The sequence below is a fragment of the Bacillus sp. CR71 genome (assembly GCF_003429245.1).
Taxonomy (GTDB): domain Bacteria; phylum Bacillota; class Bacilli; order Bacillales; family Bacillaceae_G; genus Bacillus_A; species Bacillus_A thuringiensis_S.
On the sequence record NZ_CP031748.1, the window covers coordinates 403,564 to 417,405 of the forward strand.

Sequence of the window (13,842 nt, forward strand, 5' to 3'; positions counted from 1 at the left end):
TATGTTGAACTTCTTTATTTGTTCACTCATTATCAACTCGTTTTAACGGTTGATCTGCTGGACCTTCAAGAACGTCTCCTTCAATTGAAAAACGAGAACCATGGCAAGGACAATCCCAGGTACAATCACCATTATTCCATTCAACTTCACAGCCGAGATGTGTACAAGTTGTATCGACGATATGTAATTTTCCTTCTTTGTCCTTATAAGCACCTGCTCGTTTACCGTTAACATGTACGACAGATCCTTCACCAACTTCGAGATCTTCTGGCTTACGTAATGCGGTTTCGATCTTTCCTTCAATTAAATGTTTCGCAACATCAATGTTCTGGGAGAGGAACGTTTTTATATCTGGATTTGCATGGAAGCGTGATGGTGCATACAGTTCTTTATAGGGACTGTGGACTTTTAGGATGGAGTCCTTCAGTAGCTGAGCGGCAGCAGTTCCAGTTGTCATTCCCCATTTGCGATATCCAGTTGCAACAAATATATTTGGATTTCTTTCGTTAATATGTCCGATATAAGGAAGCTTATCTAGAGTGATTAAATCTTGTGCTGACCATCTATAAGGAACCTCGTCTATTCCAAAAGTTGCTTCAGCAAAAGAATAGAGTGCTTCATAATGAAGCATCGTATTTATTCCTTGTCCTGTTTTATGACTTTCTCCGCCAATTAAAATTAATTTCTCTCCATTGTTTGTTATATAGCGTAAGGAGCGCTTTGGATCATCAATACTTAAATACATGCCACCTGGATAATCTGTTTTGGCTTTTATTGCAAGAGCGTAGGAGCGTTCTGCGTACATTCGCGTAAAGAAAAAGCTATTCGCATCATAAAAAGGAAAATGTGAACAAGAGACAACATATTCACAAGTGATATGATGGCCCTCTTTTGTAATTATTTGTGGATAATCTCCCTTTTCCACATCCATAGCTGTTGTTTGTTCGTAGACCTTTCCACCCATCTCCACAAACTTTTCTAAAAGTGTTTTTAAATAAAGAAGGGGATGGAATTGTGCTTGATTTTTCATGACAAGTGCAGATTGTACTGGAATAGGAATCGATAGAGATTGAACATAATCACAAGGTATATTTAATTTTTGATAAGCTTCATATTCTTTCGATAAATTTCTTAATCCGTTATCAGTAGTTGTATATAAATATGAATCTTCATTTGAGAAATTACAGTCGATTTTATATGTTTGAACAGTTTCGTTTATGAATTGTAGAGCCTGATTATTTGATTCATAGTAAAGCCCGGCCTTTTCTACACCGAAGTGATTTATTAATTCATCATAAATAAGATCATGTTGTGCTGTTACTTTCGCTGTTGTATGCCCAGTCGTCCCGTTTAAAATACGACCAGAATCAATTAAAACAACATCGATGCCTTCTTTTGCAAGTAAATAGGCAGTAGTAATACCTGTAATACCAGCACCGATAATAGCAACTTTCGCCTTTATATTTTCGGATAAACGAGGGAAAGTAGGAAACTGAGTAGATTCAATCCAATAAGATAGCGGCAGTTGTGGAAATGTATCACTTGTCATTGCTGAAACCTCCTGATTTTAGAACAATTTTCCTTTTAATATTTCCATATTATATGAAATTCATGTGTGTTGTTTTAGAAGAAGTCTATTTTTATTAAAAGAGGTTATAAATTATTTTGATATAATTAATTAGGTGGGGCATTATGAAGAAGTAGGATTTATATAAAACTAAATTCAAGTGATTCTGTTTGTTGATTACATAGAGATTTATTGAATGAGATAGGGTCTATGGCGTTTAAGAAAATGTCTATAGATAGTGGATAAATCCTTATGTAATATATACATTTTCTTTAGTGAAATAAAGTATGATTATAAAAATATAACCAACTTTTATTACTAGGTCATAAAAGTTGTTGACAATATAGAAATTCTATTGTTATGATTCATCATGTGGAAAGGTTGATAGAGAGTAAAAAGAGAAATGTTTTTCATTGATAATAAAAGCGAAAAATAAGTGACGATAGAGTGAGTATATTTTCCTTATAATACATGCTTTTTGGATCATTTAGTAAAATCAATCTGGAAGCAAGAATTGATATATGTAAGTTGCGCAAGGCGCGGCATAAGAAAGGGGCAAAAGGATGAAGGAGCTTCATACATTTGGGTGGTATGCAGCACGTGTATCACCACATTTGCCGAAAAAAGCATTTAAACCAGTGCCTACTCGTTTATTTGGTGGATTGGCTTATTTGCTTGTGGCATTGTCGGGATTAATATCGATTGGTGTATTTGAATTGAATGTGTGGGCGAATCTAGGAATTGCGATTGTTCTTGGATTATGTTTTGCTTCACTAGGATTTTTAGGGCATGAAATTTTACATGGAACTGTTGTAAGAAAGGCATGGCTTCGTGACTTCTTAGGAGCGATTGCATTTATGCCATTATCAACAGGGCCAAAGCTTTGGAGAAAGTGGCATAATGCAACGCATCATGTTCATACACAGCATGAAGAGAATGATCCGGATGCATGGCCGACACTTGAGAAACTTAAGAAGAGTAAGTTTTTGAGTTGGGTATATCGTATGCCTCTACATGTACGTTCATTCTTTAGTTTTCTGTCACTAACAATTCAATTTACATTGCATTCGACTCGAATGTTCTTTCATTTTATAAAAGAGTTCAAGTCATCCAATCAAAAATCTGTATGGCTTCAACTTCTTTTGCCTTGGACAGTTTGGATTAGTTTATTGTTTATTATGGGACCTGGAAAATGGTTATTTGCATATGTCATTCCGTTGTTAATTGCTAACTTTATTGTAATGGCATATATCGCAACAAATCACCGCTTAAATCCAATTGTTCCAGTAAATGATCCGTTAGCAAACTGCTTATCAGTAACAGTGCCGCGCTGGGTAGACGTTTTGCATTTCAATTTCTCATATCATACAGAACATCATCTGTTCCCTGCTATGAGCTCTAAATACTATCCGTTAGTAAAAGAGAAGATTAAAGAAATGTGGCCGGAACGTTATCACGAAATGCCGATGACAAAAGCATTGGCAGCACTTTGGAATACACCACGTGTGTATTATCACGGAAGTGAATTAGTTGATCCGCATAGAGAGCATTTCTACGGTTCTTTAGGAAATGGCTTAGACCCTCATAATATTTCATATCGTGAGGAACATATAGAAGAAAAAGAGAGTATTAAAAAAATAAATCAGTAAAAATTAATATATTTTTGCAGTGAAAAAGCAAGCCATCTCAGGCTTGCTTTTTCTTATAAAGAAACTTCCTTTTTGTTCTTTTTATTGACTTGGAAGGAGTTAGTTTCTTTTCGTTGTAATCGTTTTTCTAAAAGATTAACAAAATAAGTAAATAGAAGAACAAGTACGAGATAGTATGCACCAACGATTATGTAAGTATCTAATTGTTGGAAGTTACCTGCTGCAATTGATAAACCCGATCCCCATAATTCGGACATTCCTACATAAGCAACAAGTGAAGAATCTTTTAATCCGATAATAAATTGGTTTCCTAGAGGAGGAAGAGACAGACGAAATGCTTGTGGTAATATAATTCGTCGCATAGCTAAAGGATAAGGCATGCCTAAAGAGCGAGCTGCTTCTAATTGTCCTCGGTCAACGGATTGAATAGATCCACGGAAAATTTCCGTAATATATGCACCGTTATGAATTGCTAAAGCGATTGCTCCTGCCCAAAAAGGGGTGAAAACAACAACAGATGTAATTCCAAAATAGAGAATGGCAATTTGAACAATTAAAGGTGTACCACGAATAATAGCAATGTAGACATGAGCGATACTATTTAAAACTTTATTGTTAGAGATTCGAAAGAAAGCGAATAATAATCCAATTAATGAACCGAGTACTAGGGAAGTTAATGTTAATTGTAATGTGACAATAGTAGCTTTTAAGAGTGTGGGATAGGAAGAGATAAAAATTTCAAACATGCGTTTCACCTCATATTGTATAGATTTTAGTAGAGAATGAAATGCCCCACATAAAATGAACACTTAATCAGTGGGGCACTGTTTATGAATCTTTTGAATGGCTAACTTACTTACTTCGTTTTTTCCTCTTCACCAAGAATATTACGTCCGAACCATTTTTTACTGATCTTATCATACGTACCATCTTTAATGATTTCATCTAACGCTTTATTTACTTTCTCAACCATTTCTTTATTATCTTTGCGAATAGCAATTCCCATTTCATCAAGATTTAATGGTTTTCCGGCTTCTTTTATATTCGATTTTCCTTCTTTTATCATACGTAGACCAACCATTTGATCCGTAATTACTGCGTCAACACGCCCAGGCTCTAAATCCATAAGAGCAGTAATATCACTGTCATATTCTGTGATTTGATCTGTATATTTTGCAACAAGATTTTTAAAGGTACTAGCTTTTACAACACCAATTTTCTTACCTTTTAAATCTTCTGGAGAAGAGATAGCGGTATTCTTTTTAGCTACAAAAATTTGGGCGCCAGAGCGATAGTACGGATTTGAGAAACTAACAGCTTTTAAGCGCTCCTCTGTAATTGCCATACTACCCAGTATTACATCATATTTCTTCGCTTGAAGACCTTGAATTAGCGTTTCCCATGGGTTTGTAACTGGCGTAGCCTTCATGTTCATCTTTTTAGCAAGAGCTTCACCGATTTCTACATCAAAACCGACAAGTTTGCCGTCATTTTCTTTATAGTTAAAAGGTTTGTATAATCCACTCATCGCATAGCGAAATTCTTTTTCACCATTTGATGAAGTAGTAGAACTTTCTTTGCTACAAGCTCCTAGTATGAAGGATGTACATAGTGTAATGCTCGCAACAATGGTTAATAGTTTTCTTTTCATAAAACCCCTCCTATATATTGATCATACGGATGTTTTTCAGTATGTTATTGAAATATTTTATTTGGATGATTAGTTGTGCACCGTATGAATGTATTCCTTTTCGTTTGAAACAGAAGTTACATTATAAAACGTTACGTAAAAATTGTTTTGCTCGTTCATGTGATGGAGCTGAAAAGAATTGTGCTGGCGGAGCATCTTCTACAATCTTTCCATCGTCCATAAAGATGACGCGATCAGCTACATCTTTTGCGAAATTCATTTCATGAGTAACAATAACCATTGTCATCCCTTCTTCAGCAAGTTCTTTCATAACTTGCAATACTTCTCCAACAAGTTCAGGGTCTAAAGCTGAGGTAGGCTCATCAAATAGCATAATCTTAGGGCTCATTGCAAGAGCTCGTGCAATGGCAATGCGCTGTTTTTGACCACCTGAAAGAAGATGAGGAGTTACATCCGCTTTATCTTGAAGGCCGACTTTTTGGAGAAGTTGATTTCCAATATCCTGTGCATTTGCTTTCTCTAATTTTTTTACATGAATAGGTGCTTCTATGATGTTTTCTAGTGAGGTCATATGAGGAAAGAGGTTAAAGTGCTGAAAAACCATACCGACATTTTCACGGACTTTATTTAAATTTGAATGCTTTGGATCAATTCGCTCACCTTGTAAGTGAATTTCGCCTTCATCGTACATTTCTAAAAAGTTAAGACAGCGAAGTAATGTACTTTTACCAGAACCACTGGCACCAATTAAAACAACAACTTCTTTTTCTTTTACTTCTAAATCAATTCCTTTTAACACATCAAGTGAACCGAATGATTTTACTAGATTTCGAACTTGAATCATACAAAACCCCCAGTTAAAAATATATTTTACAAATGTTGCCCCGTATTTCTGTTATTAGTCATAAATTGTCAGAATCCTTTATTTTTTTCGTGCAATTTGATATTCAAAGAAATAATGATTTTTAAAATCTCTATATCCTTCTATAATGAAAATATGGATAATAATATATAGGTAGTATTTATATTGCTTATAAAAAGGGGGAAAGGGAAGATGGAAAAAGAAAGAAAAACATTTTCTTTTGGATTACGTACACAACTTATGCTATTCACTACAGTTTTAGCTTTTATTACATATTCAACAAGTATATTTTTTATTTACGTGATATACGATTATTTTCAAAGTTATGTAAGTCAAACTGTATATAATATTATCGTTATGTTATTAGGGGTAGTATGGTCTGGAATTTTAGCATATGGAGCAGCCGTATTTTTAATTAAACCACTTCGCAAGTTAGAGGAAGCGGCAAGAAAAGCAGCTGAGGGTGATATTCGTGAAGATGTTCCATTACCGAAGACAGATGATGAAATTAAATCTTTAAGTGTTGCATTTAATATGATGTTAGGAAACTTAAGGGGCATGGTAAAAAATATTGATACAACATTTTCTTATACAAACAATCAAGTACAGCAGATTAGAAAACAAACAGGAGAAGCAACGAGACAAGCGCAAGGTGTATCTGAGACTCTTGCAGAGATTTCTTCAGGCGCTGAGCAATCAGCAGCATCAATTCAAGCAATTGTTTCTGCTGTTGATACAACGACGTCTATTGCAAGTGAAGTAGAAGAAAAAGCGAAGCAGTCTGATACGTTGTCTTCAGAAATGGTTCAAGCTTTAGGGCATAGTACTCGTGTCTTTACGTCTTTAATTCAAGGTATTCAAACATTGGCAAAAGAAAATGAAGATTCAATGCAAAATGTACAGAAGTTAGAAGAACGAATGAAACAAGTAGAACATATTGTGTCTGTTGTGAGTGCGATTGCTAGCCAAACGAATTTATTAGCACTAAATGCTTCTATTGAGGCAGCTCGCGCAGGAGAGCATGGAAGAGGTTTTGCGGTTGTTGCGGAAGAAGTACGTAAACTTGCTGATGAAAGTGATCATTCTGCAAGAAACATATCTCAGTTATTACGGAATATGCAAGATGAAGTACAACAAGTTGCAATGAAAATGACAGAACAAGTGAAAATAGCTAAAGAAGAGGCGAAACGTGGGGAAGCTACGGAATTAATTTTAAAAGAAATGTCATCAAGTGTTATGGAAGTAGCCGATGCAACTCAGCAAATTAGTAGTTATATGAATGAACAAGTGAGCCACATTCATCAAACAGGAGCACAAACAAAAGCTGTAGCAGCAATTGCTGAAGAAACGTCAGCTGGTTCGCAAGAAGTGGCGCGTGTGACGCTACAACAGTCTAAAAATATGATAGTAATCGATCAATTATTAAAAGATTTAGAGAAGCAAGCAACTGATTTGAAACAAACAATTGAACGATTTTCAATGTAAAAGGAAGAACAGAATGCTGTTCTTCTCTTTTTTATTTAGTTTGATTTAATATTTACAGTTAAACTATGAACGTTTCCGCAACATTCTTTTCTCTCCCTTTCGGATGAAAATTATAGCGAGCTATAATATTAAAAGGGGTGTCTTTTATGAAAAAAGAAAAAAGACAACGGTTAATTAAACAATTTGTAAAGGAGTATGAAATAGATAAGCAAGAAAGATTAGTAGAATTGTTAGCAAAAAAAGATGTATTAGTAACACAAGCTACGGTTTCTCGCGATATTCGTGAGTTAAACTTAACGAAGGTACCTTCTCAAGAAGGATTAATGATATATAAAGTTTTCTCAGAAGAGCATTTACAAACTGATATAAAGTTAAAGAAAAAATTACGAGAAGTTGTTGTGAAAATTGATTGTGTAGATCAATTAATGGTTATTAAAACATTACCTGGTAATGCACATGTTATTGGTGTTTTATTTGATGAGTTAGATTGGAAAGAAAAAATAGGATGTATATGTGGAAATGATACATGCCTTATAATTTCACAGTCGAAATCAGATAGGGAGATTATAGAAGAAAGATTAAATTTAATTATTTAGATGTAAAAATCCTGTTTTTAATAAAATTAAAAACAGGATTTTTGTTTAAATACGGAAGTTGAATATTCAACATATATGCGTAATATATGTGTTTTTTATTGAAAAAGCGAGAGAGTTTGTTATAAAAATACAAATTCGTATGATTTTAAAAAAATAACTTGTTTAATATTTCACAATGATAATGTGGATGCTTTCACAAAGATGAAAGTGCAGAGCATTTATTATGTACTTGTAAGACATCAAACATATTTAAAAGGAGGTACAACAAATGAAACATCCGATACATGTTACTTCAGAAATTGGGGAATTACAAACGGTTTTATTAAAACGACCGGGTAAAGAAGTGGAAAACTTGACGCCAGATTATTTGCAGCAATTATTATTTGATGATATTCCATACTTACCAATTATTCAAAAAGAGCATGATTATTTTGCACAAACGTTACGCAATCGGGGTGTTGAAGTTCTTTATTTAGAAAAACTAGCCGCTGAGGCGTTAGTAGATAAAAAACTTCGAGAAGAATTTGTTGATCGTATTTTAAAAGAAGGACAGGCTGACGTAAATGTTGCACATCAAACTTTAAAAGAATATTTACTTTCCTTTTCAAATGAAGAATTAATTCAAAAAATTATGGGCGGTGTACGGAAAAACGAAATTGAAACAAGTAAGAAGACACATTTATATGAATTAATGGAAGATCATTATCCGTTTTACTTAGATCCAATGCCTAATTTATATTTTACTCGTGATCCAGCAGCTAGCGTGGGCGATGGCTTAACGATAAATAAGATGAGAGAACCAGCGCGTAGACGTGAATCATTATTCATGGAGTACATCATTAAATATCACCCAAGATTTGCAAAACATAATGTACCAATCTGGTTAGATCGTGATTATAAATTTCCAATTGAAGGTGGCGACGAGCTAATTTTAAATGAAGAAACAATTGCGATTGGAGTGTCTGCTCGTACTTCAGCTAAAGCAATTGAACGTTTAGCTAAAAATCTCTTTAGCCGACAAAATAAAATTAAGAAAGTGTTAGCAATAGAAATTCCAAAATGCCGAGCATTTATGCATTTAGATACAGTATTTACAATGGTTGATTATGACAAGTTTACAATTCATCCAGCCATTCAAGGGCCAAAAGGGAATATGAATATTTATATTTTAGAAAAAGGATCAGATGAGGAAACTCTTAAAATTACACATCGTACTTCTTTAATGGAAGCATTAAAAGAGGTATTAGGCTTAAGTGAATTAGTTCTTATTCCATGTGGAGGAGGAGATGTAATTGCTTCTGCTCGTGAACAATGGAATGATGGCTCGAACACATTAGCAATCGCACCAGGTGTAGTTGTTACATATGATCGCAACTATGTATCCAATACGTTATTACGGGAGCACGGTATAGAAGTAATTGAAGTGCTAAGTTCGGAATTATCTCGTGGTCGTGGGGGTCCACGTTGCATGAGTATGCCAATTGTTCGTAAAGATATTTAGTATAAATAACGGAGAAAGTAGGGATGAAGTATGTTAATGACTAGACCAAATTTAAAAGGAAGAAGCTTTCTAGCAGAAAAAGATTTTACACAAGAAGAATTGTTATATTTTCTAGATTTGGCAGCAGAATTAAAAGAGAAAAAGAAAAATGGTATCCCGCATCATTATTTAGAAGATAAGAATGTAGCGCTCTTATTTGAAAAAACCTCCACTCGTACGCGCTGTGCATTTACAGTAGCAAGTACAGATTTAGGGGCGAATCCTGAATATTTAGGGAAAGGTGATATTCAGCTTGGGAAAAAAGAATCCGTAGAGGATACAGCAAAAGTGTTAGGGCGTATGTTTGACGGAATTGAGTTTCGTGGATTTAATCATGAGACTGTAGAATCTTTAGCACAAAATTCTGGTGTGCCAGTTTGGAATGGATTAACAGACATGTGGCATCCAACACAAACACTAGCAGATTTATTAACAATTAGAGAACATGTAGGGAAGTTGAAAAATGTGAAGCTCGTTTACGTTGGAGATGGACGAAATAATGTTGCTAATAGCTTACTAGTTGGTGGAGCAATCGTTGGAATGGATGTACGTATTTGCACACCAGAATCTTTATGGCCTGCACAAGAAGTAATTGATTTAGCAAAAAAATATAATGAACAGGTAATGATAACAAGTAATGTGGAAGAAGCTGTTGCGAATGCAGATGTAATTTATACAGATGTATGGGTGTCTATGGGGGAAGAAGAAAAATTTGCTGAACGTGTCGAGTTATTGAGACCTTATCAAGTAAATATGAAAATGATTAAAGAAACAGGGAATGAAAACGTGATTTTCTTACATTGTTTACCTGCATTTCATGATGTTGAAACGATGTATGGCGAAGAAGTTTACGAGAAATATGGGTTGAAAGAAATGGAGGTAACTGACGAAGTATTCCGCAGTAAACATTCAAAAGTATTTGATCAAGCTGAAAATAGAATGCATACAATTAAAGCGGTTATGGCAGCTACTTTAGGAAACATGGAGTAAAGAAGAAAGGGAGTCTTCCTTTCTTCTTTCTCCTCCTTTAGACACTATCATTCACTATTGCTTTTGTATTGTTATTGCAATTAAAGAGAGGTGAGTGGAATGGGTGAAGATAAGAAATTAGGGTTGTTTACACTAACGGCTCTTGTAGTTGGGTCTATGATTGGCGGTGGAGCCTTTAATTTAGCGAGTGATATGGCAAAAGGTGCTGGTGCTGGAGCCATTATTATTGGCTGGGTTATAACAGGAATTGGGATGATTGCACTTGGATTATCTTTTCAAAATCTAACTGTAAAACGGCCAGATTTAGATGGTGGTATTTTTAGCTATGCAAAAGCAGGATTTGGTAATTTTATGGGATTTAATAGTGCGTGGGGATACTGGCTATCTGCTTGGCTTGGGAATGTAGCTTACGGTACATTATTATTTTCTTCATTAGGATATTTCTTCCCGATCTTTGAAGGCGGTCAAAATGTAGAATCCATTATTGGTGCAAGCGTATTATTGTGGTGTGTTCACATGTTAATTTTACGTGGAGTTCAATCAGCAGCACTTGTGAATTTAGTAACTACAATCGCAAAATTAGTACCTGTATTTGTATTTATTGTCATAGGAATCTTCGCGTTTCATATTGATACATTCTTAGATGGATTTTGGGGGCAAACTGGTTCTTTTTCATGGGGAGCAGTTGGCAGCCAAGTTAAAAGTACAATGCTTGTAACTCTATGGGTATTTATTGGGGTAGAAGGGGCGGTTGTTTTATCCAGTCGAGCAAAAAATAGAAGTGATGTAGGGAAAGCAACGGTTATTGGCTTAATTGGTACACTCATCATTTACATTTTAATCACATTATTGTCTATTGGACTTATGCAGCAAGCAGATATTGCTGGTTTGAAAAATCCAGCTATGGCTTATTTATTTGAAAGTGTTGTTGGAAAATGGGGTGCTATCTTTATAAATTTAGGTTTGGTCATCTCTGTATTAGGTGCTTGGTTAGGTTGGACTTTGCTCGCTTCTGAAATTCCATATTTAGCGGCTAAAGATGGAGTATTTCCAAAATGGTTCGCAAAAGAAAATAAAAATAAGGCTCCAGTAAATTCATTATGGATAACAAATGGTTTAATTCAAATATTCTTGTTAACATTCGTCGTTTCTGATCAGGCGTATAACTTTGCATTCTCTTTAGCATCTTCAGCCATTTTAATTCCATATGCTTTTTCAGCATTTTATCAACTGAAGCATAGCTTAAAATCTGAAGAAGTAGATCGAAATAAAAATATAATAATTGGTTTGATAGCAAGTATTTATGGTGTGTGGTTAGTTTATGCAGCTGGTTTAGAGTATTTATTATTAACAATGACTTTATATGCGCCAGGTATTTTTATTTTTTACAATGTTCAAAAGCAAAAGAGTTCGAAGCAAATATTTACTCGAGTGGAATTAGCATCATCCGTAGCAATTGGTGCTTTAGCATTCTTTGCGATTTATGGATTAATTACAGGCAGTATTACTTTATAAAGCGCTGTGAAAGCGAAATGAACTGGAGGGCTGAAATATGGCACGAAGAAAAATTGTAGTTGCACTAGGGGGAAATGCGATACAGTCTGGAGAAGCTACTGCGGGAGCGCAGCAAGAAGCGTTGGAAAAAACGGCGGAACAACTTGTGAAAATAATGGAAAATGATGTGGATATAGTAATTGCGCATGGAAATGGCCCACAAGTGGGGAATATTTTATTACAGCAAAAAGCTGCAGAAACGGAAAAGACACCTGCAATGCCATTAGATACTTGTGGGGCAATGAGCCAAGGGATGATTGGATATTGGATGGAAAATGCGATTGAAAAGGCATTAAAAAAACGGAATATACAAAAAGATGTAGCAACGGTTATAACGCGCGTTGTTGTGGACAAAAAAGATGAGGCATTTAAAAATCCAACTAAACCAATTGGTCCTTTTTATACAGAAGAAGAGGCCAGAAGATTAATGGATGAAACAAAAGCAGTGTTTAAAGAAGATGCTGGTAGAGGATGGAGACGTGTTGTTCCATCACCGAAGCCTGTAAGTATTCATGAACATAAAGTGATTAATTCTTTGGTGGAAGATGGAAACATAGTGATAGCTGTTGGCGGGGGTGGAATTCCAGTAATTGATTCCGAAGAAGGGTTAAAAGGAACTGAAGCGGTTATCGATAAAGATTTCGCTGCGCAGAAATTAGCAGAATTAGTAGATGCCGATACGCTCGTTATTTTAACTGCAGTTGATCATGTGTATGTAAATTATAATCAATCGAATCAAAAAAAATTAGAGCATGTCACAGTGAATCAATTAGAAGAATATATTGAAGAACAACAATTTACTGCGGGAAGCATGCTTCCAAAAATTGAAGCTGCTATTAATTTTGTTAATACAAATCCAAAAAGAAAAACAATTATTACGTCTTTAGAAAAAGTATATGAAGCACTAGAAGAAAAAGCTGGTACTATTATTTCAAAACAGAATGTATGCATGTATGTTTAAATTATTATGTACGCTACTTAGTAGTAAAAAAAAGAATGAGGTTAATAACTTCATTCTTTTTATTTATTAATATTTTTTGTACTCATTGTTCATAAAGTTTTCATGATGAAATCTGAATATATAAGTTAATTATGATAAAATTCAAATTGAATACGCTTTCTTGATTTTTCGCTCCAACATACAGCAAGAGAGAGGGAATTTTATGAATAGACGGAACGTAGTGAAAGACTTAAAGCAGTTCGAATTATTTGCTCATTTAACAGAAAAAAAATTGAAAGGCTTAACAGAGTTTGTTTATTGGCGAACTTATAAAAAAGGTCAATTTTTATTTTTAGAAGGGGATTCAAGGGAAAGAATTTACTTCATGTTAGATGGTTTTGTAAAGTTAGAGCGGGTTAATCAAAATGGGAACTTATTATACGATGACTATGTAAAGCGGTATTCTATTTTTCCTTATGGTGGTATGTTTACAGACAGAGGATATAACTATACAGCAGAAGCAATGACGGATGTGGAGGTATATTATATTCCAACGGTAATCTTTGAAGATATGGTAAAATCCAGCAGAACGCAATTGATGTACGTTGTTCAGCAATTATCATCTATATTAAAATTGAATGAAAATCGAGTGCAAAATATTACAATTCCTAATGCACAAGATCGTGTTATCCAAACGTTAAATTATTTAATGCAGGATTTAGGAGAACAGAGTGGGGAAAAGATTGTAATTTCATGTCCACTTACAACAATTGAAATATCCAAAATATCTGGAACATCTCGAGAGACAGTTAGCAGCGTATTAAAACAATTAAAAAATGATAGCATTGTTACAATTTTAGATAAAAAAATTACAATACACAATCCAACATATTTTGAAGAAATCTCAATGTGAAAATTGTATATTGATTTTTTAATTCATAATGTATATTAATAAGGTTCTTTATATATTTATAAGGAACTTTTTTACGTTATCCTCTATAAAAAGAT

12 protein-coding genes are annotated in these 13,842 nt (G+C 34.4%); 8 read left to right on the plus strand and 4 right to left on the minus strand.

What is annotated here, in order from left to right:
* Positions 1–22 precede the first annotated feature (22 nt).
* Positions 23–1,549, minus strand: coding sequence for an FAD-dependent oxidoreductase (locus DOS87_RS02165; protein WP_000199973.1), 1,527 nt, complete (start codon positions 1,547–1,549; stop codon positions 23–25).
* A 581-nt stretch (positions 1,550–2,130) separates the two neighbouring features.
* Between DOS87_RS02165 and DOS87_RS02170 the strand changes: the two genes are divergently transcribed.
* A complete protein-coding gene (locus DOS87_RS02170) occupies positions 2,131–3,216 on the plus strand; it encodes a Delta(10) desaturase DesB (protein ID WP_000661228.1) in 1,086 nt (361 codons plus the stop codon).
* A 53-nt stretch (positions 3,217–3,269) separates the two neighbouring features.
* Here DOS87_RS02170 and DOS87_RS02175 read toward each other — a convergent pair whose 3' ends face one another.
* The 3 genes from DOS87_RS02175 to DOS87_RS02185 all read right to left on the minus strand — a co-directional run bounded on the left by DOS87_RS02175 (position 3,270) and on the right by DOS87_RS02185 (position 5,711).
* Entirely contained in the window at positions 3,270–4,025 is a 756-nt protein-coding gene (locus DOS87_RS02175) for an amino acid ABC transporter permease (RefSeq protein WP_003255986.1), read from the minus strand.
* A 47-nt stretch (positions 4,026–4,072) separates the two neighbouring features.
* Entirely contained in the window at positions 4,073–4,867 is a 795-nt protein-coding gene (locus tag DOS87_RS02180; protein ID WP_000823756.1) for an ABC transporter substrate-binding protein, read from the minus strand.
* Between the two features lie 121 nt (positions 4,868–4,988).
* Entirely contained in the window at positions 4,989–5,711 is a 723-nt protein-coding gene (locus DOS87_RS02185) for an amino acid ABC transporter ATP-binding protein (RefSeq protein WP_000616926.1), read from the minus strand.
* A 210-nt stretch (positions 5,712–5,921) separates the two neighbouring features.
* Here DOS87_RS02185 and DOS87_RS02190 point away from each other — a divergent pair, with 210 nt between their 5' ends.
* The 7 genes from DOS87_RS02190 (at position 5,922) to DOS87_RS02220 (ending at position 13,747) form a co-directional block, all read left to right on the plus strand.
* Positions 5,922–7,214 carry a methyl-accepting chemotaxis protein gene (locus tag DOS87_RS02190; protein ID WP_000410235.1) on the plus strand — a complete coding sequence of 431 codons (1,293 nt, stop codon included), beginning with the start codon at positions 5,922–5,924 and terminating at the stop codon, positions 7,212–7,214.
* Positions 7,215–7,360: 146 nt separating this feature from the next.
* On the plus strand, positions 7,361–7,810 hold the full coding sequence (gene argR / locus DOS87_RS02195; RefSeq protein WP_000711826.1) for an arginine repressor: 450 nt from the start codon (positions 7,361–7,363) through the stop codon (positions 7,808–7,810).
* A 268-nt stretch (positions 7,811–8,078) separates the two neighbouring features.
* Complete coding sequence (gene arcA / locus DOS87_RS02200; protein ID WP_000682331.1) at positions 8,079–9,311, plus strand: arginine deiminase; 1,233 nt, start codon at positions 8,079–8,081, stop codon at positions 9,309–9,311.
* 30 nt (positions 9,312–9,341) lie between these two features.
* On the plus strand, positions 9,342–10,340 hold the full coding sequence (gene argF / locus DOS87_RS02205) for an ornithine carbamoyltransferase (protein ID WP_000930286.1): 999 nt from the start codon (positions 9,342–9,344) through the stop codon (positions 10,338–10,340).
* Between the two features lie 99 nt (positions 10,341–10,439).
* Entirely contained in the window at positions 10,440–11,855 is a 1,416-nt protein-coding gene (gene arcD / locus DOS87_RS02210) for an arginine-ornithine antiporter (RefSeq protein ID WP_098578562.1), read from the plus strand.
* Positions 11,856–11,892: 37 nt separating this feature from the next.
* The gene (gene arcC / locus DOS87_RS02215; protein WP_098578563.1) at positions 11,893–12,855 is read left to right on the plus strand and encodes a carbamate kinase; all 963 of its coding nucleotides are present in this window, start codon (positions 11,893–11,895) and stop codon (positions 12,853–12,855) included.
* A gap of 202 nt (positions 12,856–13,057) precedes the next feature.
* Positions 13,058–13,747, plus strand: coding sequence for a Crp/Fnr family transcriptional regulator (locus tag DOS87_RS02220; RefSeq protein ID WP_001081906.1), 690 nt, complete (start codon positions 13,058–13,060; stop codon positions 13,745–13,747).
* Positions 13,748–13,842 lie beyond the last annotated feature (95 nt).